Source organism: Microbacterium sp. bgisy207 (assembly GCF_965345035.1).
GTDB lineage: Bacteria > Actinomycetota > Actinomycetes > Actinomycetales > Microbacteriaceae > Microbacterium.
The window spans coordinates 1-23535 of record NZ_CBDRMG010000013.1 but is presented as its reverse complement, the minus strand read 5'-3'; the positions used below and the strand labels follow the sequence as shown (position 1 = coordinate 23535).

Annotated in this window: 25 protein-coding genes; 7 read left to right on the top strand and 18 right to left on the bottom strand. The window is 68.9% G+C overall.

Annotation, left to right across the window (positions count from 1 at the left end; all coding sequences use genetic code 11):
* Positions 1-24 precede the first annotated feature (24 nt).
* Together ACSGC5_RS12360 and radA are read left to right on the top strand one after the other, a co-directional pair.
* Positions 25-1143, top strand: a complete 1119-nt coding sequence (locus ACSGC5_RS12360) for an acyl-CoA dehydrogenase family protein (RefSeq protein WP_434970925.1) — start codon at positions 25-27, stop codon at positions 1141-1143.
* Positions 1144-1308: 165 nt separating this feature from the next.
* Complete coding sequence (gene radA / locus ACSGC5_RS12355; protein WP_434970924.1) at positions 1309-2697, top strand: DNA repair protein RadA; 1389 nt, start codon at positions 1309-1311, stop codon at positions 2695-2697.
* Between the two features lie 12 nt (positions 2698-2709).
* Here radA and ACSGC5_RS12350 read toward each other — a convergent pair whose 3' ends face one another.
* From ACSGC5_RS12350 to mftA, 13 genes are all read right to left on the bottom strand, one after another.
* Complete coding sequence (locus tag ACSGC5_RS12350; protein WP_434970923.1) at positions 2710-3120, bottom strand: dehydrogenase; 411 nt, start codon at positions 3118-3120, stop codon at positions 2710-2712.
* A gap of 25 nt (positions 3121-3145) precedes the next feature.
* Complete coding sequence (gene mftF, locus ACSGC5_RS12345) at positions 3146-4567, bottom strand: mycofactocin biosynthesis glycosyltransferase MftF (RefSeq protein ID WP_434970922.1); 1422 nt, start codon at positions 4565-4567, stop codon at positions 3146-3148.
* Complete coding sequence (mftE, locus tag ACSGC5_RS12340) at positions 4564-5286, bottom strand: mycofactocin biosynthesis peptidyl-dipeptidase MftE (protein WP_434970921.1); 723 nt, start codon at positions 5284-5286, stop codon at positions 4564-4566. Before mftE ends, mftF begins: the two co-directional genes overlap by 4 nt.
* A gap of 7 nt (positions 5287-5293) precedes the next feature.
* On the bottom strand, positions 5294-6559 hold the full coding sequence (gene mftD / locus ACSGC5_RS12335) for a pre-mycofactocin synthase MftD (protein WP_434970920.1): 1266 nt from the start codon (positions 6557-6559) through the stop codon (positions 5294-5296).
* A gap of 24 nt (positions 6560-6583) precedes the next feature.
* Positions 6584-7492 carry a vWA domain-containing protein gene (locus tag ACSGC5_RS12330; RefSeq protein ID WP_434970919.1) on the bottom strand — a complete coding sequence of 303 codons (909 nt, stop codon included), beginning with the start codon at positions 7490-7492 and terminating at the stop codon, positions 6584-6586.
* A gap of 78 nt (positions 7493-7570) precedes the next feature.
* On the bottom strand, positions 7571-8509 hold the full coding sequence (locus tag ACSGC5_RS12325; protein WP_434970918.1) for an AAA family ATPase: 939 nt from the start codon (positions 8507-8509) through the stop codon (positions 7571-7573).
* 30 nt (positions 8510-8539) lie between these two features.
* On the bottom strand, positions 8540-9373 hold the full coding sequence (locus ACSGC5_RS12320; protein ID WP_434970917.1) for a mycofactocin-coupled SDR family oxidoreductase: 834 nt from the start codon (positions 9371-9373) through the stop codon (positions 8540-8542).
* Between the two features lie 15 nt (positions 9374-9388).
* Positions 9389-10201: a mycofactocin-coupled SDR family oxidoreductase gene (locus ACSGC5_RS12315; protein WP_434970916.1), complete on the bottom strand. Its 813-nt coding sequence runs from the start codon at positions 10199-10201 to the stop codon at positions 9389-9391.
* Between the two features lie 117 nt (positions 10202-10318).
* Positions 10319-11179 carry a mycofactocin-coupled SDR family oxidoreductase gene (locus tag ACSGC5_RS12310; RefSeq protein ID WP_434970915.1) on the bottom strand — a complete coding sequence of 287 codons (861 nt, stop codon included), beginning with the start codon at positions 11177-11179 and terminating at the stop codon, positions 10319-10321.
* Between the two features lie 17 nt (positions 11180-11196).
* The gene (locus ACSGC5_RS12305; RefSeq protein WP_434970914.1) at positions 11197-12006 is read right to left on the bottom strand and encodes a mycofactocin-coupled SDR family oxidoreductase; all 810 of its coding nucleotides are present in this window, start codon (positions 12004-12006) and stop codon (positions 11197-11199) included.
* Between the two features lie 66 nt (positions 12007-12072).
* Positions 12073-13359, bottom strand: a complete 1287-nt coding sequence (gene mftC / locus ACSGC5_RS12300) for a mycofactocin radical SAM maturase (RefSeq protein ID WP_434970913.1) — start codon at positions 13357-13359, stop codon at positions 12073-12075.
* A complete protein-coding gene (gene mftB / locus ACSGC5_RS12295) occupies positions 13356-13622 on the bottom strand; it encodes a mycofactocin biosynthesis chaperone MftB (RefSeq protein ID WP_434970912.1) in 267 nt (88 codons plus the stop codon). Before mftB ends, mftC begins: the two co-directional genes overlap by 4 nt.
* Positions 13623-13644: 22 nt before the next feature.
* Entirely contained in the window at positions 13645-13755 is a 111-nt protein-coding gene (gene mftA / locus ACSGC5_RS12290) for a mycofactocin precursor MftA (RefSeq protein ID WP_434970911.1), read from the bottom strand.
* Positions 13756-13846: 91 nt separating this feature from the next.
* On the opposite strand from mftA, the gene mftR reads away from it, so the two are divergent.
* Complete coding sequence (gene mftR / locus ACSGC5_RS12285) at positions 13847-14455, top strand: mycofactocin system transcriptional regulator (RefSeq protein WP_434970910.1); 609 nt, start codon at positions 13847-13849, stop codon at positions 14453-14455.
* Positions 14452-16011 carry a GMC family oxidoreductase N-terminal domain-containing protein gene (locus ACSGC5_RS12280; protein WP_434970909.1) on the top strand — a complete coding sequence of 520 codons (1560 nt, stop codon included), beginning with the start codon at positions 14452-14454 and terminating at the stop codon, positions 16009-16011. Before mftR ends, ACSGC5_RS12280 begins: the two co-directional genes overlap by 4 nt.
* 24 nt (positions 16012-16035) lie before the next feature.
* Here ACSGC5_RS12280 and ACSGC5_RS12275 read toward each other — a convergent pair whose 3' ends face one another.
* Genes ACSGC5_RS12275 through ACSGC5_RS12265 form a run of 3 tightly spaced genes read right to left on the bottom strand, consistent with a single transcriptional unit; the run spans position 16036 to position 18066 of the window.
* Entirely contained in the window at positions 16036-16722 is a 687-nt protein-coding gene (locus ACSGC5_RS12275) for a hypothetical protein (protein WP_434970908.1), read from the bottom strand.
* A complete protein-coding gene (locus ACSGC5_RS12270) occupies positions 16719-17519 on the bottom strand; it encodes a hypothetical protein (protein WP_434970907.1) in 801 nt (266 codons plus the stop codon). The genes ACSGC5_RS12275 and ACSGC5_RS12270 overlap by 4 nt, the downstream gene beginning before the upstream one ends.
* Positions 17520-17559: 40 nt before the next feature.
* Positions 17560-18066: an amino-acid N-acetyltransferase gene (locus ACSGC5_RS12265; RefSeq protein ID WP_434970906.1), complete on the bottom strand. Its 507-nt coding sequence runs from the start codon at positions 18064-18066 to the stop codon at positions 17560-17562.
* A gap of 324 nt (positions 18067-18390) precedes the next feature.
* On the opposite strand from ACSGC5_RS12265, the gene ACSGC5_RS12260 reads away from it, so the two are divergent.
* Complete coding sequence (locus ACSGC5_RS12260) at positions 18391-18528, top strand: hypothetical protein (protein WP_434970905.1); 138 nt, start codon at positions 18391-18393, stop codon at positions 18526-18528.
* A 59-nt stretch (positions 18529-18587) separates the two neighbouring features.
* On the opposite strand, the gene ACSGC5_RS12255 is transcribed toward ACSGC5_RS12260, so the two are convergent.
* Positions 18588-21116: an ATP-dependent Clp protease ATP-binding subunit gene (locus ACSGC5_RS12255; RefSeq protein WP_434970904.1), complete on the bottom strand. Its 2529-nt coding sequence runs from the start codon at positions 21114-21116 to the stop codon at positions 18588-18590.
* 387 nt (positions 21117-21503) lie between these two features.
* Between ACSGC5_RS12255 and ACSGC5_RS12250 the strand changes: the two genes are divergently transcribed.
* Together ACSGC5_RS12250 and ACSGC5_RS12245 are read left to right on the top strand one after the other, a co-directional pair.
* The gene (locus tag ACSGC5_RS12250) at positions 21504-22127 is read left to right on the top strand and encodes a hypothetical protein (RefSeq protein WP_434970903.1); all 624 of its coding nucleotides are present in this window, start codon (positions 21504-21506) and stop codon (positions 22125-22127) included.
* A complete protein-coding gene (locus ACSGC5_RS12245; protein WP_434970902.1) occupies positions 22124-22369 on the top strand; it encodes a helix-turn-helix domain-containing protein in 246 nt (81 codons plus the stop codon). The genes ACSGC5_RS12250 and ACSGC5_RS12245 overlap by 4 nt, the downstream gene beginning before the upstream one ends.
* A 236-nt stretch (positions 22370-22605) precedes the next feature.
* Here ACSGC5_RS12245 and ACSGC5_RS12240 read toward each other — a convergent pair.
* Positions 22606-23535: endonuclease domain-containing protein (locus ACSGC5_RS12240; protein ID WP_434970901.1), on the bottom strand; the 930-nt coding region annotated here is incomplete at its 5' end.

Genomic DNA, 23535 nt, shown 5'->3' with positions numbered 1-23535 from the left:
CCTCTTCCGATCGAAGGGAACACCATGCTCACCCGACGCTCCCCGTTCGCCGTCCCCGCCGCCGAGCAGAACTGGATCGACACCGCTACGACACTCGCTCAGGAGTTCGCGGCCACGGTCGCCGACGACGACCGTGACGCGCGCCTGCCGATCGAGCACCTGCGCGCCCTGTCGGACTCCGGGCTCGATGCCGCCTTCCTCCCTCCGGAGCATGGCGGCCAGGGCCTGTCCTACGTGACGCTGGCGCACACGGTGCGGATCCTTGCCGCCCATCACCCCGCCGTCGCCACGGTGTGGCTCATGCACATCGGCGCAGCCCACGCGCTCGTGACGATGTCCGCCCCCGACGAAGCGGCGTTCTTCGCCGCCGAGCTGCGCGCGGGCAAGCGATTCGTCAACGCCCTCTCCGAACCCGCGGGCGGCCGGTTCTTCCTCGCGCCGCAGCAGAACGCGACCCCTGCCGGCGAGAACTGGACGCTCACCGGCCGCAAGGTGTTCGTGTCGGGCTCGGAAGCTGCCGACCACATGCTGGTCAACACGAGCATCGACGGGGTGCCGGCCTTCTTCGGCGTGACCGTCGATGACACCGTCAGCTTCCCGCCTATCGACGAGACGGTCGGCATGCGCGCCACCCGCAGTCGCACGGTGCTGTTCGAGAACACGCCGCTGCTGGCATCCCGTCGCTGCGGCTTCCCGCCTGCCGACTACGCGAACCTCATCACGGTCGGCTTCGCCATGCTCTCGATCGGTATCGCCGAGTCGGCGATGGATGCCTACGCCGCCGCCGCTCGAAAGAGCAAGGGCGGCGCGCCCGCACAGTCCGAGAACCAGTGGGTGCAGATGGAGACCGGGATGCTGTGGACCCAGCTGCAGGCAGCACGCCTGTTCGCGGAGCGTGTCGCGTGGCTTGCCGACGAGCGCTCCGAAGAGGCCATGCCGGCTGCCGCCGAGTCGAAGATGCTCGCCAACGAGGTCGCGAAGCAGGCTGCGGCCGAGGCGCTCCGCGTCGGCGGCGGCGGCAGTTTCTTGCTGAGCTCGCCGATCCAGCGGATCTTCCGCGACGCCCAGGCCGGTGCCCTCATGGCCTACTCGGTGCCGCTGACCCAGCAGGTCGTCGGCGAGGCGGTGCTCGCCGGGAGTTGACCTCGCCGGTTGGGTCGGGCGCGCTGAGTCTGTGCCCCGACGCGTCCGCGCGCCCGCGCCCGGGCGGTAGCGCCCGGTGTCGGATGCCGCGGTGTCGGATGCCGCGGTGTCGGGTGCCGCGGTGTCGGATGCCGCGGTGTCGGGTGCCAGGACTAGCCTGATCGCATGGCTCGTCGTCCCGCAACCACCGCGCCGTACCGGTGCACCGAGTGCGGCTGGACGACCGTCAAGTGGGTCGGCCGCTGCGGGGAGTGCCAGCAGTGGGGAACCGTCGTCGAAGCCGCGGAGCAGACGGGAATCGTGCGTTCGCTCACTCCGGTGCCGCCCAGCGCCGACCGGGCCGCGCAGCCGATCACACGGGTCTCCGCATCCGATGCGCCCCGCCGCACGACGGGGATCGGAGAGTTCGACCGGGTCCTGGGCGGCGGGCTCGTTCCCGGCGCCGCGATCCTCCTGTCCGGCGAGCCCGGTGTCGGCAAGTCGACGCTCCTGCTGGACGTTGCGGCGCATTCGGCGGCATCTGGTCATCGCGTCCTGTATGCGAGCGCCGAAGAGTCGGTCGCGCAGGTGCGCCTTCGCGCGTCACGCACGGGAGCACTCCACGACGAGCTGTACCTGGCGAGCGAAACCGACCTCGCGACGATCATGGGCAACGTCGACGAGGTGCAGCCGAGCCTCCTGATCGTCGACTCGGTGCAGACCGTCTCCTCCGCGACGCATGAGGGAGCTGCCGGCCACCCGTCGCAAGTACGCGAAGTCGCGTCGACACTCATCCGCGTCGCGAAAGAGCGCGGCCTGCCGGTCATCATCGTCGGCCACGTCACGAAGGACGGCTCAATCGCCGGTCCCCGCATCCTCGAGCACCTCGTCGACGTCGTCTGCCACTTCGAGGGCGACCGTCAAAGCTCGCTGCGATTCGTGCGCGCGCTGAAGAACAGGTTCGGTCCCACCGATGAGGTCGGATGCTTCGACATGACCGGTGACGGCATCCAGGAGGTCGCCGATCCCAGTGCGCTGTTCCTCGGCCACGGCGAACCGGTCCCCGGCACGTGCGTGACGATCGCCATGGAGGGACGCCGAGCCCTGCCCGTGGAGGTTCAGGCGCTCACGATCAAGACCTCCGCACCCAACCCGCGCCGCATCGTCAACGGCGTCGACGCATCGCGGGTCGCGATGGTGCTGGCTGTGCTCGAACGCCGCGGCGGTGTGGTCGTCAGCGATCATGACGTCTACGTGTCGACCGTCGGCGGCGTGCGTCTGGTCGAACCCGCCGCCGATCTTGCGATCGCGGTGGCGGTCGCGAACGCGGTGAGCGAGACGGCCCTCGCCCGCGGTACGGCGGCAATCGGCGAGTTGAGCCTGGCCGGAGAGATCAGGCCCGTCATGCAGGCGGCCCAGCGTCGCGCAGAGGCCGAGCGGCTCGGCTACCGCACGGTCGTGGATGCCGCCTCCAAGAACCTCCGGGGGGCTCTCGGCGACCTCAGCCTGCACGCCGTGCGGGCGGGCCGGCGACCCGGGACGGCATCGTCCCCCGACGACGTACCGAGGTTCTAGCGGAAGGCCGCCTCAGTCCTCAACCCGCACGTCAAGTGCTGCGAGGACATCCGCGGGGCTCGCTTGCATAGGATGCGGGCCAGCCAGGTCGAAGAAGACCGTCGTGATCTCCTCCCCATGCGCCTCGAGAAATGCTCGAAGGCTTGCCGGCGGCATGAGCGCGACGGCCGGCGGGAGCGTGGCGGGCTTGTTCGCCGCATCGCTGAACAGCAGCAGGGCGACCTGCCCCGTATTCGGGTCGCGGAAGGTCCACACCTCGCCGACATCCAGAGGATTGTCCCGCTGGCCCGGCTTCATAAGCGGTACGACGGTCGGACCGTGCCGCAGCGCGAACGCGACCGCCGCCATGTCCTGTGTCTGCAGCGCATCGCTGAGCGCCGTGTTGCGGAACTCCAGCGGCTTTGCACCCTTCTTCCCAGCCATCTCTCCAGGGTAGTTGCCGACTACCTCACTCCCGCTTCGCGGTCGGCCGCCCCCGACCGGTTCGCACGATCGCCGGCAAGAGTGCACGGATGGAGCGCGCCCGTAGCGACGACCACCACACCCCGGCACCGTACGCCAGATCATCAAGCCTCCGCGCGAGCCCGAATCGGAAGGGGTCCAGACGGGGGAGCAGCCGCGCGTACTCCCATGCCGTGTCCGCGACGGCCGCCAGCATCGTGGCACGACGGATGCGTCGAGACACGAGCGAGCCGGCCACCGCCGCGGGCCACCAGTGCCGCACGAACAGAGCGATGCCCTGCGCGACGGCCGAGAGCAGACCGTTGCCGACAAGGCGTGCGGATTCCCGCCACGGATGCCGCAGGTGCTCGATGCGGCCCGCGATCCTCACGACCACGACCCCGAGGGTCACCGCCATCACGGGCAGAGACCAGCGCCGCTGCGCGACTGCCGCCACGAGCACGACGGCGCTCCACGGCGCGAACACGACGGGAGCGACGTTCCGGGGATGCCGCGCGGCCAGCGGCTGGGCCCCCGTTCCGTAGAAGAACTTCCGCGCCAGCCATCGACTCAGCCTCGCACGGTGCTCGTGATAGGCGACTGCCGCAGGCTCGAAGCGGACACGGTGGCCCGCCTCGGTGAGTCGCCACACGAGGTCGACATCCTCCCCGGCACGCAGGTCGGGGTCGAAGCCGTCGCCCAGCATCGACACGCGAACGACGACGCACGTCGTGGGCACCCATGAGACCCGCGTGTGCGGCTTGACCGGCGCGGTGTCGGCGCCCAGGTCGAGGGATGAGCGCGCGTCCTCGTAGCGGGTGATCCACGTCGGCTCCGATGCGCTCATCCCCACGATGCGCGGGGCGGCCAGAGCCAGGCGCGGGTCGGCGAAGTGCCGAAGCAGGAGCGGGAGACACTCGGGGTCGAGCACCACGTCGGTGTCGACGAACGCCACGAACTCCGTCCCGACCGCACGGGCTCCCGTGTTGCGCGCCGCCGCGGGACCGAGGTTCGCCGCGTGGACGATCAGTCGTGCACCGGCGGCCTCCGTCGCCGCGGCGACGGAGGCCGGGTCGTCGGAGCCGTCATCGACGACGATGACCTCGGCGATGCCGACCGGCAGGCTCTGCAGCAGTCGCGCGAGCAGCCGAACCCGGTCCTTCGTCGGGATCACGACCGAGAGCTGCGAGAGATCAGCCGGCGCCAGCCGATCCACGATCGGATCGGCCAGACCGTTGTCGAGGAGGTAGTCGGCGAGCGATCGGGATGCGGGGTCCGAGGCCACGACGACACCGTCAGCGACGAGAGGTCGCGCCGCGGGCGTCAGCTGAGCCACTCTCGCCGGTGCCCCACCGATGAGTGCCGCCCCGTCGTCCACGACGCGGGTGTGGCGTCCGATCCGCACCGCGAACCCGTCGGGAAGCGTCATCGTGCCTCCGCGGTCGCCCGTTGCCAGGCGAGGTCGCACATCGACTCCAACAGCGCCGCACCCTCCCCCGCGTTCGCGCCCGCGGGATCGCCGAGCACCCCATTGGGTGACACCGCCGCGACGCCGGACTCCCGCAGCGCCGGCAGGATCGCTGCCAGCGGACGGACCTCACCGCGCTCGGCCCGTTCTACACGCACCGCCCCGGCATCCAGATGCAGCATCAAGGAGGTCTCCGTCCGGCCGGCGTGGGCGTCCGAGCCAGGGATCTCGCACGGAACCCACATTGCTGCGCGCCCCTCCCCGCGCAGGATGCCGACCGCGCTGCTCACGGCATCCACGTTGCCGCCGTGTCCGTTGACGAACACGAGGCGCTCCGCCCACACGCTCGCCGATCGCCCGATCTCGACGATCACGGTACGCAGGGCATCCGTGCCGATCGAGACGGTCCCCGCAAACCCCTGGTGCTCACCGCTCGCGCCCACAGCAATCGCCGGCCCAACGCTCGCGTCGCGGCCGGAAGCTCGCCACCGCCGCACCAGCTCGTCGGCGACGGCGAGCGCGACACGGGTGTCGACGTCCAGCGGCAAGTGCGGCCCGTGCTGCTCGGTCGAGCCGAGCGGAACGACCAGGATTCCGCCGGCCTCCTGCCAGGTGCGCGATGTCAGCCGGGGAGCGCCGCCTATCGTGCGCTCCGTGCTGCCGGAACGAGGGGAGTCCATCTTGCCATCATGCCGTCGCCGCCGGGGCCCCGTCCTTGTCGGAGGCCTTCGCACGCCGGCGCGGTACGGGAGCGGGTTCGGCGGATGCCTCGCCGAGCACCCGCGAAAAGCCCGGCGGGATCCACAGGTCGGCCGGCGAGAGCTCGGCGATCGACGAGTGCCCGAGACCGAGCACCGCCGAGTCCAGCCCCATGCGCAGCAGGTCGAGGACGTTCTCCACGCCGGTCTGTCCGTTCGCCGCCAGCCCCCACAGATAGGCCCGGCCGATCATCACCGCGCGCGCGCCGAGGGCGAGGGCCTTCGCGACATCGCCGCCGCGACGGATACCGCCATCGAGCAGGACCTCCAGCTCGCTCCCGACCGCGTCCGCGATCGGCCCCAGGCAGCGGATCGTCGCCGGTGTCGTGTCGAGGTTGTTCCCCCCGTGGTTGGAGACCGAGATCGCGTCGGCGCCGATGTCGACGGCCCGCTTGGCGTCATCGACCCGTGTGATCCCTTTGAGGAGGAAAGGTCCACCCCACTCTTTGCGCAGCCACTCCACGTCTTCCCACGAGGGCGGCGGAGTCTGCATCCACTCGTAGTAGGCCCCGAAGAACGTGGGGGCGGGCCCATCCGGCGGCTGCAGGTTGGGGGCGGTGAGGTCGGGAAGGCCGCTGCGCAGGAAGTCGAGCGTCCAGCCGGGCCGGCGCACGGCCTCGGGGGCCATCGCGATCATCGCCTTCAGATCCAGCTTTTCGGGAATCGACGGGCTACCCCAGTCCCGCCCGACCGAGAACGACCAGTCCAGGGTCGCAATGAGGGCCTTCGCGCCGGCAGCGCGCGCGCGATCCATGCGCTGGACCATCTGCTCCTTCGAGCCCGTCCAGTACAGCTGATAGAACGTGTTCGGGTTGGCCTCGACCACCTGCTCGACGGGCTTGCTCGCGAACGAGCTCAGCCCCATGATCGTGCCGCGGGCCGCCGCAGCACGGGCGACCGCCACCTCGCCCTCCGGATCGACCGCCTGCACACCCGTCGGCGAGATGAGCACCGGGAGCGAGATCGGGATGCCGAGGACGGTCGTCGACAGGTCTCGCTGCGCCTGATGACCCGCCACGTGGGGGGCGAACTCCAGCTCAGCGAACGCGTCGGTGTTGTCTCTTGGTGTCGTACCGCGTTCGGAACCCGCGACGAGGGCCGCGTAGACGGAGGGGGGAAGGCGCTTCTTCGCGCGACGTTGCGCCTCCAACACCGTCTCGAACCACGGGTTCTGCCGCCAGGGCCACCAACTCATCTGTTCTCCTCTTCCTCTCGCGGGTCATCGACCCGCGAAGATCTCACCCACGGCCGGCGCGACGTCCCGGTATCCGTGGATCACGCGGCACAGGCCGCGCCCTTTCGCCGCGAGTTCGCGGCCCAGGTCGATGTCCTTCTCCCCTGTCGCGTCCAGGAGCACGTCCAGACGCGGCAGGCGCGCGGCCAGCGGCCGCGGGTCGGGGCCCGCGTTGTGCACGCAGTCCGAGAGCAGCAGCACGCGCGCGTCCCGCGCCGGTACCCGGGCGAGCTGCTGCTGCGCGAGCTCCAGGGGGAAGGCCACGTTCGTGAGCCCCTGCGCCCGAATGCGCAGGATCTCGTCGAGCAGCTCCATCGGTGTGACGGTGTCTCCCAGTCGCAGCAGGATCGCCGCATCCGACCAGAACGCGATGACCGCGAGGGCGTCGGTGACGAGCTCCGACGAGACCGCCCCCACCGTCGCCGCCGCCGTCGTGATGCGTTCGCCCCGCATCGACCCCGAGACATCGACCAGCAGCACGACCGACCGGGTCGTGCGCACCCGCTCCCGTACGACGATGTCGTCGTCCTCGGGAACCGGATGCTCCGCGAGCACCTCGATCGTGCGATCCAGGTCGATTTCGTCCGAGCCGCCCCGGTAGGGCAGGCTCACGAGATCGCCGACGCCGCGTCGCCTGGTCGCATCCTGACGCGCCGGGCGCAGGGACAGCCGGGAGGCGATCTGCCGAGCGACGGTGCGCACCGCCGGATCGACCGCCGTCGCCTCGGGCGCAGCCGAGACCAGCTCGGCAGTCTCGTCGGTCTGACCCGGCGCCGTCGCGCCGCGCGCCGAGCCCGGAGAGCGCCGCGCACCGCCAGAGGAACGAAGGAGCATTCCCGCACCGGATCCCGTCGCGTCGAACACCGTCGGCTTCTCGTCGAGCTGCTTCGGCACCCGCCGCAGCGGGGCGCCTTTCACGGTGGACGTGCGACGCCGCCCGCTCTCGAGCGGCGTGTCGGCGGCGACATCCCTTCATCCCGGCGCCGCCTTGTGCGGCTCCAGGACGAAGCGGTCCTCCCAGATCTCGCGCAGGACGGCCTCCGCCGTCGTCTCTGCGGCCTCGTCCAGGTGGATGCGTCCCGACAGCGCCACGATCATGGCGTCATAGAAAAGTTCGGGATAGCCCTCTGCGTCGGGAGCGTCGACCCCGCGCAGCTCCGCGAGGCGACCGGCGACGAGGACAGTGTCGATAGCCCCGCGCACGCTCGATCCCTGGCAGACGTCGGGGTGCGAGCGGGTGGCGCGAGTGACGGCGACGGCGTCGCCGATCATCCGCTCGCCCAGAGCCCCCGAGGCCCCGGAGCGCAGCGCTACGATGCGCTCCTCGTCCGCCGTCGACTGATAGTCGACGGCGAGGCGGTTGAGGCGGTCGTGCACGCTCGTGGACAGCCGTGTCGTACCGACGTTGTCGTACGGGTTCATCGACGCGATCACCCGGAACGTCGGCTGCGCCTCGATCCTGCCGACCCGCGGCACCGTGATGGAGCGGTCGGCCATCGCCGTCAGCAACGTGTTGAGGGTGTCCTCGGGCGCGCGGTTGAACTCCTCGATGTAGAGGAAGCCGCCCTGCTGCATGGCCTCCAGGAGCGGGCCGGGCACGAAGTTCTCGGGCGAGTAGTCCTCGCGCAGGACCCGCGCGGGATTGTGGTGACCCACGAGCTTCGCCGGTGTCAGGTCGGCGTTGCCCTCGACGAACAGCAGCGGGATGCCCCATTCCTCGGTGATCGCGCGCAGGATCGTGGTCTTGCTCGTGCCGGGAGGTCCTTCCAGCACGATGTCGCGACCTGCCGCGACGGCCGCGAGCGTGAGTTCCAGCTCCCGCTCGCGGCCGACCAGACGCCCGGCGATGCGCGCACGGTTCTCGCGGAGGGCTTTCGCGTCCTCCGGCGTGGACAGCGCGTGCATCGTCATGTCATCACGTCCTTCCCGCTCCGTCACGCGTCACTTCACCGCGGCGCCGGCGTCGACGGGAAGCGCCACACCGGTGATGTAGCGCGCCTCGTCGGATGCGAGGAACAGCAGCGCGTTGGAGATGTCCACCGCTTCCACCCAGGGGATCGGCAAAGCGTTCATCTGCACCGCCGCATCGGCGAAGTCCTGCTTTCCCGGGTTCTCGAGGTCCGGACGGAACAGCCGGTAGATCGCATCGTTCTGCACCATGTCGGTGTCGACCGTGGTGGGGCAGATCGCGTTGACACGGATCATGTCGCGCGCGAGCTCGAGCGCGAGCGTGCGCATGAGTCCGATGACGCCGTGCTTGGCCGAGACGTAGTGCGAGATGTTCTCGTACGCGAACAGACCGGCATCCGAGCTCGTGATGATGACCGAGCCGCCTCGTCCCCCCGCCCGCAGGTGGGGGATCGAGGCGCGGATCGACCGCCACACCCCGGAGAGGTTGATGTCGAGCATGTCCGTCCACTCGTCGTCGGGGATGTCCTCCGACCGGTTCGGGCGGCCCGAGATCCCCGCGTTCGCCGAGACGATGTCCAGCCGTCCCAACTGCGCGACGCCGTCGTCGACGGCCTTCTGGACCTGCTCCATGTCGCGCACGTCGGCCTTCGTCGCGACGATGCGGCGGTCGAGCGCCTCGACCTGGCGCACCGTCTCGGCCAGGTCCTCCTCGGTGGCCGGGTCGTACGGAACCGCGTTGATCGGCTCGCACACGTCGATGGCGATGATGTCGGCGCCCTCCTGCGCGAGACGCACGGCGTGAGAGCGGCCCTGTCCGCGGGCTGCTCCGGTGATGAAGGCGACCTTGCCCTCTACTCTTCCCATGATCTGCTCCCTTCGTCAGCGCTTGTTGAGGAACCCGGCGTCCACGGGCAAGGTGACCCCCGTGACGTAGCGCCCGGCATCCGAGACGAGGAACAGGATCGCGTTGGACAGGTCGACCGCTTCGATCATCGGAACCGGAAGCGCGTTGGCCATCGCGTTGCTCAGCTGCGGGTCGCTCTGCAAGAACTCCTGCATCGCGTCGTTGACCACCATCGGGGTGTTCACACCGGTCGGGTGGATCGTGTTGACCCGGATGCTGTACTGAGCCAGCTGGTTCGCATATGAGCGCATGAGTCCCACGACGCCGTGCTTGGCGGCGGTGTAGCCGAGCCCGCCGGGCGAGTCCCCGCCGATGCCGGCGATGCCGGCCGTGGAGCTGGTCAGCACGATCGCCCCGCCGCCGCGGGCGATGAGCCCGTCCTTGGCGACCTCGACCGTGTTGTAGACACCGGTCAGGTTCACATCGATGACGTCGTACCACTCCTGCGCGGACGGATGCATCGACATCGGCGCGATGCCGGCGTTGGCGAGCACGATGTCGACGCCGCCGAGGAGGGCGACTCCGTCGTCGAACGCCGCCTGCAGCGCTGCGCGGTCGCGCACGTCGGCCTGCACGGCGTGGATGCGTCGGTCGAGCGCCTCGACCTGCGAGACGGTCTCGGCAAGCTCCTCCGGCGTGGCCAGCGGATAGGGGACCGAGTCGATCTGCGCGGCGATGTCGACCGCGATGATGTCTGCGCCTTCTTGGGCCAGACGGACGGCGTGCGAGCGTCCCTGCCCGCGCGCGGCTCCGGTGATGAAGGCGACTTTGCCTTCGAGGACTCCCATGTTTGCTCCTTCGACTGATCGTGTGGTGTTCGATTGTTCGTCGGTATTCGGTTGTGACGGTGTTCGGTTGTGACGGTTTTCTGTTGTGACGGTGTTCGATTGTTCGGCGGTGTTCGGTTACTTGACGGGGTTGGCGTTGACGCCGGGGATGAGAAGGTGGCCTGCATCGACGGGAACCGTGATGCCGGTGACCGACGAGGCGAGGTCGGAGTTGAGCCAGAGCGCCGCATCCGCGATGCGCTGCGGGTCGAGGAAGCCGTTGCCCTTGAGCGCGTGGAAGTGGTAGCCCGCCTCGAGCATGTCGGCCTCGGTGCCCTCTCCGGCGGGCTTTCCGCTCATCATGTCCCACGCGCCCTGCCAGCTCGTCATGGGCGTGAGGATGGCACCCGGATGCACGGAGTTGACTCTGATGCCGTGCGACGCGTACTCCAGGGCAAGGGTCTTCATGATGCCCACGACGCCGAACTTCGCCGCACAGTAGTGCACGTAGTTCGCGCCGGGTTCGAGCCCGTTGATCGACGAGGTCATGACGATCGACCCGCCGCCCTGTTCCATCATGTGCGGCAGAACGGCCTTCGCGGACTTCCAGACGCCGGTGAGGTTCACGGCGATCATGTCGTCCCACGCCTCCTCGGTCAGCTCATGCGCGGGAGCGAGGGAGAAGATGCCGGCATTCGCGATGAGGATGTCGATCTTGCCGAGCGCGGCGATCCCTTCCGAGACGGCGCGGTCGAGGTCGGCCTGCGTGCGGACGTCGCCGACGACGGCGACGATGCGCCGATCGAGTGCCTCGACCTGCCGGACGGTCTCGTCGATGTCGGCCTGCTGGGCCATCGGATACACGACACTCTCGATCTGGTCGAGCGTGTCGATGATGATGACGTCTGCTCCCTCGCGGGCGCAGGTGACGGCGTGGGCGCGGCCTTGACCGCGCGATCCACCGGTGATGAGAGCGACTTTGCCCTCGAGCATTCCCATGGCGGGTTCCTTTCTTCTCAGTATTCGGTGGTGCCCGCGTCGACGGTCATCGACAGGGCGGTGACGTAGCGTGCCTCGTCGCTGGCGAGGAACAGGACGGCGTTGGACTGGTCACGCGGCTCGGTGACCTGGATCGGCAGCATGTTGGCCAGCATCCCGCCGACGGCCGGGTTCTTCTCGAGGAGAGGCGGGAAGGCGCCGCCCATCTCACCCATCGCGGTGTCCACGCCCGTGGGGTGGAGCGTGTTCACGCGGATGTTGTGCTGCGCGAGTTCTGCGGCGAACGCCTTGCCCATGCCGGTGACACCGAACTTCGAGGCCACGTAGGGCATGAGGAACGGGAGCCCCTTGAGGCCGGCTGCGGAACTTGTCAGGATGATCGACCCGCCGCCTGCCGCGATGACGTGCGGGGCTGCCAGTTGCACGGTGTTGAAGACGCCCGTGAGGTTGATCGAGACGACGTCGTTCCAAATCTCGGGCGTCACCTCGTCCCAGGCGGCGATGATGCAGATGCCCGCGTTGGCCACCACGATGTCGAGCTTGCCGAGCGCGGCGACGCCTTCGTCGATCGCGGCCTTGAAGGCGTCGCGGTCGCGGACATCGGCCTTGGTGGCGACGATCCGGCGGTCGAGCGCTTCGACCTGGCGCACGGTCTCGGCCAGGTCCTCCTCGGTCGCCGGCGGGTACTGCAGGTTCGGCACGGGTCCGCAGAGGTCCACCGCGATGATGTCGGCCCCCTCCTCCGCCAGCCGCAGCGCGTGGCTTCGACCCTGACCGCGTGCTGCTCCGGTGATGAGCGCGACTTTGCCTTCGACTCTTCCAGCCATCGATGTACCTTTCGTAGGGCGCACGAAACCACCGCGACCGCGGCGCGGTCGTCGAGGACAGTGGTCTCAGGCGATGTGGGAGCGGATGCCTCCCGGAGAATCGGCGCCCTCGTGGGCGTCGGTCGACGTCGGAACGAACCCCGCGAGGGGGCTCTCAGCGCAGACGCTCACGGGCGGCGCATCGATCTGGTCGCGCCGCCGGATCGTCACGCGGACGGGCCGCGGGCGCGGCGGCGAGGTGCGGTGGGAGTGGTCCTGAGACGGCTGGGGAAGAGCGCCGCTCTTGTTCTTGAGAGCTTCCTCGCCGAAGCCGCGGACGCACTCGGGGTCGGGGCCGTCCAGCGGAAGTCCGGTGAAGAACTTCGCTGCCATGCACCCGCCCTTGCAGGAGTCGAAGAACTGGCACGACGAGCAGGCGCCGCCGGATTGCGGTTCCCGAAGGCGGGTGAACAGTTCGGACTGCCGCCATACCGCCGCGAACCCCGCCTCCCGCACATTGCCCGCGAGGAACTCGTCATGGATGGCGAAGGGACAGGCATAGACATCCCCGATCGGATCGATGAGACAGACCACTCGTCCCGCGCCACAAAGGTTCAGGCCCGGAAGCGAGGACCCGTATGCCGAGAGGTGGAAGAACGAGTCGCCGGTGAGGACCTGGTCTCCGTGGCGCACGAGCCAGTCGTACAGTTCCCGTTGCTGCTCCCGCGTCGGGTGCAGCTCGTCCCAGACGTCCGCCCCACGACCGGACGGCCGAAGGCGCGTGAGCCGCAGCTGGGCGCCGTACCGGTCGGCGATGGCCTTGAACTCGTCGAGCTGCCCGATGTTCGTTCGCGTGCACACCACCGAGAGCTTGAACCCCCGCATCCCGGCATCCGCGAGGTTCTGCATCGCGCGCATCGCCGTCTCGTAGGAGCGCGGGCCACGGATGGCGTCATTGACCTCCGCCGTCGCGCCGTCGAGCGAGATCTGCACGTCGACGTAGTCGTTGGCAGCGAGCCGCGCCGCGATCTCGGGGGTGATCTTGACGCCGTTCGTCGAGAACTTCACCCCGACGTGGTGCGCCGTCGCGTAGTCGACGAGTTCCCAGAAGTCGCTGCGGACCGTGGGCTCACCGCCGCCGATGTTGACGTAGAAGACCTGCATCCGTTCGAGTTCGTCGATGACGGCGCGGCACTCCTCGGTCGTGAGTTCGCGCGGGTCCCGGCGGCCCGAGCTTGACAGGCAGTGCACGCACGAGAGATTGCAGGCGTAGGTGAGCTCCCAGGTCAGGCAGATCGGTGCGTCCAGTCCTCGCTCGAAGTGATCGACCAGTCGAAGCGGGGCGGCCGGAGGGGCATCGGAAACGAGCGTCATGTCGTCCTCTGTTCGATCATCGCCGAGCCGGCGAGAGTCTCGAGCGCACCGAAGTACCGCTCGCGGTCACGGGGATCGACGCCGGCGGCCTCGCAGGCCTCATCGAGACTGTCGACTCGATCGAGGCTCTCGACGATCGCCAGCAGCGTCCGGTCCTTCAGGAACGAGAGCTTGCGCGTGCCGAAGTGATAGAGCAGCGCCCCGAAGGGTTCGGGACGCACGGACACCTGGGGGCTGAGCCGCCAGGGCGAGTCGCGCTTCATGATCTCGTCGCGCGGGTCCTGATCAGTACACCCCACACATGCCGTCGATCGAGACCTCTTCGACAAGCGAGTCCGACTCGATGATCTCCGGCTCAGGGGCGGTGACTTCGGATGCGACCTTCGTGGGCTCCATGGGATGCTCCTCCTGGCGGTTTCGTCACGTCCTTGGCGAAACCTTCGTCGTGGCCGATACTAATGACACTCAGTGCCGAATGGAAGAGTCGATGAGCAACACACAGGCAAGTGAGCGGCCTCGTATCGGTCGCGCGCCGGCCACGACGCACGGCGAACTCAGCCACATCGCGCTCTCACTCTTCCTCGAGCGCGGGTTCGAGGAAACGACAGTCGACGACATCGTCGAAGCCGCCGGCATCGGCAGGCGGACATTCTTCCGGTACTTCCGCTCCAAGAATGACCTGCCGTGGGGGGACTTCGACCACCTGCTCCAATCCATGCGCGATCATCTGGCGGGTCTTCCCGACGAGCTGCCGCTTCGGGACGCACTGCGCTCAGCGGTGATCGAGTTCAACCGATTCCCCGCCGATGAGATCCCCGTCCACCGTGAGCGGATGTGGCTGCTGCTGAATGTGCCCACACTGATGGCACACTCCACGCTCCGGTACACGGAATGGCGCCAAGTCATCGCGGAGTTCGTCGCCAAGCGGCTTCGCGAGTCGCCCGATGCTCTCGAGCCCCAGGCGGTTGCCTGGGCGTGCCTTGGCCTTTCGCTCGCCTCCTACGAGCAGTGGCTGAGCCACGAGGGCGCGGACCTGCTCGCACTCATCGACGAAGCGTTCCGGAAGATGGGCGACACCTGGGGCAGTCCGCCGTGACGACCGTCATCGTCGGAGCAGGCACGTCGGGCTGCGCACTCGCCGCGCGGCTGGCCGAGGACCCCGACCGCGACGTCGTCCTCATCGAAGCGGGGACGACGGATGTTCCCGCCGCGCTTCGCGATGCCTCGAGCATCCGGGGCGCGATGCCGGGGCATCCGGCGAACTGGTCCTTCCTTGGACACCTGACCCCCGAACTGGCGTATACCGTCGTGCGGGGGCGGGTCCTCGGGGGTTCGAGCACGATCAACGGCGGCTACTTCATCCGCGCGCGCCGCACCGATCACGCGCGCTGGGCGGAGGTCGGCGGCCCGCGTTGGAGCTATGCGAGCGCCCTACCGGTGTGGCGAGCGATCGAATCCGACCGGGACTTCCCCGCCTCCGAGCTCCACGGGGTCTCGGGCCCGGTCCCGGTGCGCCGCCCGGCGCCGGGCCACCTCGCGCGCGCATTCCGGGCCGCGGCTTCCGATCGCGGCCACCCCGAGGAGCCGGACAAGAACGGCGAACAGGCGCCCGGGTTCGGACCGGTGCCCTCGAACATCATCGACGGCGAGCGCGTGAACATGGGGTCGGCCTATCTTCCGGGGCCACGGCGGCCAGCCCGGCTCCAGCTGCACTCGGACACGACGGTGGGACGCGTCGTGTTCGAGGGCGAACGGGCAGTAGGTGTGGAGAGCTCCCGTGGCGTGATCCGCGCGGACGAGATCGTGCTGGCGGCGGGAGCGATCGGCTCCGCACGCATCCTCTTGGCCTCCGGGATCGGGATCCCCGAAGACCTCGAGCGGCTCGGCATCCGCGTGCGCTCGGCGCTCCCCGTCGGCGCGGCCTTCTCGGATCATCCCGACATCTCGCTGTCGTGGCAGCCCGAACGGCCGCTGTTCGACGCGGACGAAGGCTTCGCCTTTCCCGAGGCCCTGAACATGGACTCCGGCGGGTATCCAGACGGGGACCTGGAACTCCTCTTATCGGTGAAGCCGCTCGGCTATCTCCTCACCGGGTCGCTGCGCCTGCGCGACGGACTCGCCGCCGGGCTCCGTCACCCGCTGCGGAGCATCCGCGCCGTCGCGGGGATCTCGGGCCGCCGGGCGGCCGCTCAGCTGGCTCACCGCGACGATCTGCCGCTGATCGTCGGCCTGCAGTCCCCGGCGGGCCGCGGCACCCTGAGTCTTCGCGATGCCGATGCCACGGCGGCGCCACGGATCGAGTATCGCTACCTGGAGGAGGAATCGGACCGGTCGCGCCTGCGAGTGGGCATCCGTGAAGCTGTCGCCCTCGTCGAACACATGGGGGGACGCGCGACGGAGATCGGAGCGTCGGACCTCGACGATGACACGGCATTGGATGCCTGGATGCGGGCTCACCTCGGCACCGCGATCCACATGTGCGGCACTGCGCCGATCGGTCCCGTCGTCGATGGGGTCGGTCGCGTGCATGGCGTCGCGGGCCTTCGCGTCGCCGACACCTCGATCCTTCCCACCGTACCGTCGCGGGGGCCCGCAGCATCCGCTGTCCTGGTCGGCGAGATCATTGCACGCGCGATGCGAGACGGCGACTGAGCCCTCCTGCCGCTCAGACGCGGATCAGTAGAGGAAGAACTGCTTGGTCTGGTTCGAGGCGATGCCGCCGATCTCGACGGCGAGGTGATACGACGCGCCGCCCGCGCCCGCGACAGGGCGCGATTCCGAGTCGCACGTGCTCACTGATGAGCGCGTCCGGTCCCAGGTCAGTGGGGTCGCGCTCTCCACGGTCTGGCCCGCCTCGAGCGTGACGATCATGTCGCTCGGCTCCGTCTGGCAGTCCGTCGAGCGCCACCAGGTGTCGTTGCCGCTCGTGATCGTGAACGACTGAGTTGCCGTTCCCACGTTGATGGTGCACGCCGAGTCGGACCTGTTGGTGAGTCGAATCGACAGCTGCGGGTTCTGACCCGATCCGTACTCGTCTTGGTCGGTGAGGGCGTCCACCGTCACCTCGCCCCGAGTGCAGGTGGGAGGCGCAGTCTCCAGCGGCCCCGGCTCCGTCGCGGCCGCCTCAGGCGCCGGAGAGTCCGTGGGCACGGGCGTCGACGCGCTCGGGCTCGGACTCGCTCCCACAGATCCCGAACGAGTCGGCGTCGGCTCAGCATCCGTCTGCGCAGCACTCGCCCAGGGCTGCGCGACGAACAACCAGACGATCGCAGCGATGACGGCGATGAGCACCAGGAGCGCGACCAGGCGGCGGCGCCGATAGACACCCGGTGACGGGCGGCGGCGCGGGGGCGGGGTGCTCATGCCTCCAGGGTAGGCGGGGCGTCCGGTGAGCCGTGATCGGCGCGCCCGGTGATCTCCGACGGGCGGGCCTGCTCGCCGAGGACGGGAGCGACGAGCTCCGCGACGGTGATCCCCCTGGCCCGGGCTGTCTCGATGAGCCGCTCCGCGACGTCGGCGGGGAAGTCCTCCGGTCCGCGCGCCGCGGGCCCATCGCGAAGAAGCAGCGCCAGCACGGGAACGACCACCACGCCGAGGGCGCTGAGGATGCCCAACGTCCCGAGGACCCGCGGATAGATCTCGGCATCGGCGAGGTCATCCCACCACACACCGGCCACCGCGAGCGCCACCGTGATGCCCAAGGCCACGAGGGTCGCGATCAGACCGACGCGTATCACCGACCGCCGTCGCCGCGAAAGCAGGAGCAGCAGGGATGCCAGTGCCCACGCGGCAGAGACGATCAGCCCGCTCACCAGGAGGCGATTGAGAACTCGCCAGAAATCGTCGGATCCCTGCTCGACCCACACGGCCAGGAGCGCGACGACGGCCGACGCGGCGTTGACTGCGGCACCGATCACTCCGAATGTGTGCGCCGCGCGACCCCACAACGCCAGGCACGACAGTGCGCCGACGCTGAAGCCGCCGACGATCAGTGTCGTCACCAGCACCCGGCTCATCAGATCGCCTTCGGGTCCGATGATGAGCACGGTGATCCCGGCGGCGGCGGCGAGGGCGAACGAGACCACGATCACCGCAACGAGTGCGGTCAGCAGTCGGCGCCGCGTTGCGCGGGTGGGATCAGTCTCGGATGAACGCGCCATGACGGGAGGTTTTCACGCACTCGGTGAGCGCGCAAGGGCCTCAGTCGAACGTCTTGAGCATCCGGGTGTTGCCCAACGTGTTGGGCTTGACGTGGGCGAGGTCGAGGAACTCCGCGACACCCTCGTCTGGTGACCGGATGAGCTGGGAATAGACATCCGGATCGACGACTTGCTCGCCGATGACCTCGAACCCGCGCGCCGAGAAGAAGTCGACCTCGAACGTCAGGCAGAACAGCCGGCGCAGCCCCAGGTCCCGGGCGTTCTCTTCGAGCCGGTCGACGATCGCGCGCCCGACGCCTCGGTGCAACCAGTCATCGGCGACGATAAGCGTACGGATCTCACCGAGGTCGTCCCACATCACGTGGAGAGCGCCGCATCCGATCAGCTGACCATCCGCGTCCTCTGCGACCGTGAACTGCTGCACCGACTCGAACAGGACCACCAGATCCTTGCCGAGGAGCACCCGCCGCTGCACCCACGGCTCGAGGAGGGCCTGGATGCCCCGCACGTCCGCCGTGCGGGCAGGGCGGACGGTGAATTCGGTCATCCACCCAGCCTAGAGCGCGAACACTCCGAGGACTCTTCCAGGCACGGCCCCTTCCCTCAGTCGCCGCCGCGGCGGATGATCGTCGTAGCATCACCGATCGCGCGGCGATGTCAAGCCCCCACCGCAAACGACGGCGGGGGTGGACCCTTCAGGAGCAGATCCCCTCTCACGGGAGGCGCCACTATGGTCCCCACGACGTCAACCCCTTCGCGCGCTACAACTCGGTCATCGAACCGCGCCGCCGCGCCTCCCGCACCGCCACCGACGGAGTCCGTCGCGCTCCTCGGGCCGACCACCTACGAGGTCCGCAGGGGAGACCGCGTCGTGGGTTACGTCGACATCGTCGGAGGCGTCTACGTGGCGCTTGCCGGAAGCCGCTACGACCACGCGGTCGAGGTGCGGCAGTCGATCGTGCTCGACGTCGCGGTTGCTGCGCTGTCCGGTGCCGGCGAGGCGGCCTGAGCCAGAAACGAGGAGGGGACGGATGCCGAAGCATCCGTCCCCTCTCACACCGACGCGGATCAGTCCGACGTGATCGCCAGATCCGGCGTGACGGTGATGTCGCCACCGGAGATCACACCCACCGCGACCTTCTCGCCGCGCGGCCCGTGCTCGAACAGGAACTCGCCGTTCTGAGCATCCACCTTGACGTGGTCGCCGGGGTTGAGTTGACCGTGCAGGATCTTCTCGGACAGCTGGTCCTCGATCTCGTGCTGCATCGCGCGACGCAGCGGCCGGGCGCCGAGGGCCGGGTCGAAGCCGACCTCGATGAGTCGGTCCTTCGCGGCCAGTGACAGCTCGATCGTCATGTCGCGGTCGAGCAGGCGCTCGCCGAGGCGCTTCGTGAACAGGTCCACGATCTGACGCAGCTCGTCCTTGTCCAGCTGGGGGAACACGATGATGTCGTCGACGCGGTTGAGGAACTCGGGCTTGAAGTGCCGCTTGAGCTCTTCGTTGACCTTGCCCTTCATCCGGTCGTACGACGTCGCGGTGTCACCTTCGACCTGGAACCCGACGGGGCCGCCGGCGATCGCCTGCGAACCGAGGTTCGTCGTCATGATGATGACCGTGTTCTTGAAGTCGACCACGCGCCCCTGACCGTCGGTCAGACGACCCTCTTCGAGGATCTGCAGGAGCGAGTTGAAGATGTCGGGGTGGGCCTTCTCGATCTCATCGAACAGCACGACCGAGAACGGCTTGCGGCGCACCTTCTCGGTGAGCTGGCCGCCCTCTTCGAAGCCGACGAATCCGGGAGGGGCACCGAACAGCCGCGAGACGGTGTGCTTCTCGCCGAACTCGCTCATGTCGAGCGAGATCAGCGCGCCCTCGTCGTCGAAGAGGAACTCCGCGAGCGCCTTGGCAAGCTCCGTCTTTCCGACACCCGTGGGGCCGGCGAAGATGAACGACCCCGAGGGGCGCTTGGGGTCCTTCAGGCCCGCGCGCTGACGACGGATCGTCTTCGAAAGCGCGGCGATCGCCTCTTCCTGACCGATGACGCGCTGGTGCAGCGCCTTCTCCATGAAGACGAGGCGGCTCGACTCCTCTTCCGTGAGCTTGAAGACCGGGATGCCGGTCGCCTGGGCGAGGACCTCGGCGATCAGACCCTCGTCGACGACGGCGGGAGAAGACACCTCGCCCGAACGCCACTGCTTCTCGAGGCGCAGCCGCTCGGCCAGCAGGCTCTTCTCCTCGTCGCGCAGCGACGCGGCCTTCTCGAAGTCCTGCTCCTCGGAGGCGGCTTCCTTCTGCTCGCGCACCTTCGCGATCTTCTCGTCGAACTCCCGCAGCTCGGGGGGCGACGACAGGATCGACAGGCGCAGGCGGGCGCCGGCCTCGTCGATCAGGTCGATCGCCTTGTCGGGCAGGAAGCGGTCGCTGATGTAGCGGTCGGCGAGGTTCGCGGCGGCGACGATCGCGCCATCCGTGATCTGCACCTTGTGGTGCGCCTCGTACCGGTCGCGCAGACCCTTGAGGATGTTGATCGCGTGGGGCAGCGACGGCTCCGCAACCTGGATCGGCTGGAAGCGGCGCTCGAGCGCGGCATCCTTCTCGAAGTGCTTGCGGTACTCGTCGAGGGTGGTCGCACCGATCGTCTGCAGCTCTCCGCGGGCGAGGAGCGGCTTGAGGATGGATGCCGCGTCGATCGCGCCCTCGGCCGCACCGGCGCCGACGAGGGTGTGGATCTCGTCGATGAACACGATGATGTCGCCGCGCGTGCGGATCTCTTTCGTGACCTTCTTGAGGCGCTCTTCGAAGTCACCGCGGTAGCGGGACCCGGCGATGAGGGAGCCGAGGTCGAGCGAGTAGAGCTGCTTGTCCTTGAGCGTCTCGGGAACATCGCCCTTCACGATCGCCTGCGCGAGCCCCTCGACGACGGCGGTCTTGCCGACGCCGGGCTCGCCGATCAGCACGGGGTTGTTCTTGGAGCGACGCGAGAGGATCTGCATGACCCGCTCGATCTCCTTCTCGCGCCCGATGACAGGGTCGAGCTTGTTGTCGCGGGCCGCCTGGGTCAGGTTGCGCCCGAACTGGTCGAGCACCTGGGAGCCGCCCTGCGCCGTGCCCTGCGACTGCTCCCCAGCGCCCGATGCGACACCCGCGGGCTCCTTGCCCTGGTAGCCCGACAGCAGCTGGATGACTTGCTGGCGCACCTTGTTGAGGTCGGCGCCGAGCTTGACCAGCACCTGGGCTGCAACGCCCTCACCCTCGCGGATGAGGCCGAGCAGGATGTGCTCGGTGCCGATGTAGTTGTGGCCCAGCTGCAGCGCCTCGCGCAGCGACAGCTCGAGCACCTTCTTGGCGCGCGGCGTGAACGGGATGTGCCCCGTCGGCTGCTGCTGTCCCTGGCCGATGATGTCTTGCACCTGCTCGCGCACGGCATCCAGCGAGATGCCGAGCGACTCGAGCGCCTTGGCAGCGACGCCCTCACCCTCGTGGATCAGACCCAGGAGGATGTGCTCGGTGCCGATGTAGTTGTGGTTGAGCATCTTCGCCTCTTCTTGGGCGAGCACAACCACGCGACGGGCACGGTCGGTGAATCTCTCGAACATCTGCTTACTCCTTCGGCCGGTGCGCGGGTCGGGGATGCGCCCCACTGCTGGCTTCGTACATCGAGAGTAACGACCGGACGGATGCGGTATGCCGCTGTTCGCTGGCGGCATACCGCATCCGCTTCCGCGGCATCCCGCGCCCCGCTTTGCGCTCCGACCCGCGCCCGATCCCGGCTCGCGCGCTACCCGCGTTCCCGCCCGCTGTGCTGCCGCACCGCCCGCGTCGCCCGCGCTCGGTTGCCGCAACACGCCGCGGCCTCGGGCCGCCGAGAACGGATTGGGGCAATCGAATCCCGCGCACGTGCGCCGGCATCGCAGTTGACGAGCTCTCGCCGCCGCCATATCGTTTATCAATAACAACGTTTATCGATATGCATGGAGGGTCGAATGGCATCCACAGCCACCCCCTATCGCGTCCTCTCGCGAGGGGACACCATCGCGATGTCAGTGTTCTTCGTCGCCGGTGCCGTTTTCGTCGTGGCCAGCGCGATCAGCGCAGTCTCGAACATCATCGGGCTCTTCACAGGCTCCGCCACGCGGGTGTTCGCGGAGTTCGCCGGGACCCCCGCTCAGGCTCCCATCGGACCGGATGGCGCAAGCGTGACAGTCGAGCTCGATTCCGCATTCCTCCTTGCCGACCGGCTCCCGATCGCATCCGTGGTGGCGTTGGTCCTGGAACAGGTGGTGGTCGTTGCCGCTGCGGCAACGGTCGTGACGACTCTCCTGCTGGTGATGTGGAGCATCCTGCGCGGCCGGGTCTTCGGCCGCCGCAATACAACTCTCATCGGCACTGCGGCGACGGCCGGGTTTGTAGGAGTGGCGCTCGCACCGTTCTTCGGCAACATGGGCGCGAACGGAGCGTTCGCGGTGATCTCCGCAGGCGACTTCGACAACGTGATCCTGTCAGCCAACCTCACGCAGCTCTTCGGAATCGCCTTCCTCGGCGCACTGGGCACGACCGTGTTCATGGTCGGCGATCGGATGCAGCGCGACACTGAGGGGCTCGTGTGAGCCCGGCCGAGTCGGACGACGACGGGCCGAGCGGCATCCACTGCCGCCTTGACGAGCTGCTCGCGGAGCGGGGGATGACCCTGACGCGGCTCTCCGAACTGGTCGGCGTCTCGATCGTGAACCTCTCGATCCTCAAGAACGACCGCGCGCGCGCCATCCGTTACTCGACGCTGTCCGCGATCTGCGAGGCGCTCGATTGCGAGGTCGGTGACCTCCTCGTCCGCGCGGACGCGACCGGCTGACGCGACGATCTGTGCCGTGCGCGACCGGCGGCCCTGCGCTCGTTTGCCTCGAAATACGCGCGTGCTGGCGTCGACACGGCATGTTGTGGCAAGTGAGCCGCCGCGACTACGCGGGTGGCGGGCCGGCGCCGTTCGGTTGCCGCAAAGCGCGCGGCTCCCGGGTTCCGCGCGGCGTGTTGCGGCAATCGAGCAGTGCCCTCGCCCGCGCAACGGGGCGGGCCCACACGTCTCCGGCATCACGCGCGGGCGGCGATGGCGAGACGGATGCGCGCGAAGAGCTCTCGGCGGCGACGGTAGAGGTCGTCCTTCGTCACCCGCACGATGCGCCAGCCGCGCTCGACGAGCATCTCGTGTCGCCGGATGTCGCGGGCCCACTGTTCCTCGTCGCGCAGATGATGCTCGCCCTCGTACTCGAAGCAGACCCGCCGCTCGGGGTACGCAAGATCGAGCAAGGCCAGCGCCCGTTCCCCCTCGAGGACGGGCCAATTGCACTCGGGCTCCGGCAGCCCCGCATCCCGGAACGCCAGCCTGAAGTGGGTCTCCGGACGTGATCTCGATCGCGTGCGAACCAACAGCCTCGCCGTGCGCAGCGTCTCGATGCCCCGCCGGCGCCCCGCCTGGACCGCACGGTCCAGGTCGGCAACGGATGCGAGGGCTGCCGCATCCGTCTCCCACATCGGCTCGCGCACCACCGCATCGCCGACGGCGACGAGGTCCTCCAGCGTGAGTTCACAGGCCAGTTCAGCCCACACCGACGCGGGCGTCGACACGCGCACGCCGGTGGCCGGGTGGACGCGCACCTCCGCGAGGTGCGGCGCGGTCGAACGCCCACGGATCCCGCGCGCACGCCCCGCACGGGCCGGCAGCGCCACAGCGACATCGAGCGGCCGCAGGGCATCCTCGTCGAGACGGTCACTCGCGAGCAATCGGGACCTCGGCAGCGGCAATCCCCACAGCACCGCCGCGGTTGCGTGACTGAAGAACTCGTCGCCCCGCATCCGCTGTGCGTACTCGATCGCGCGCCGCACGATCGCCTCCTGTGTCGCGAGCCGGATGCCGAGATCGACCGAGCGCACCCCATGGAAGGGGCGAGACAGGTCTTTCCGCCTCAGACGCGAGTCCGTGACTCCGAGCCGGCGCGCAGCCGCGACGGCGAACGGTGGTGT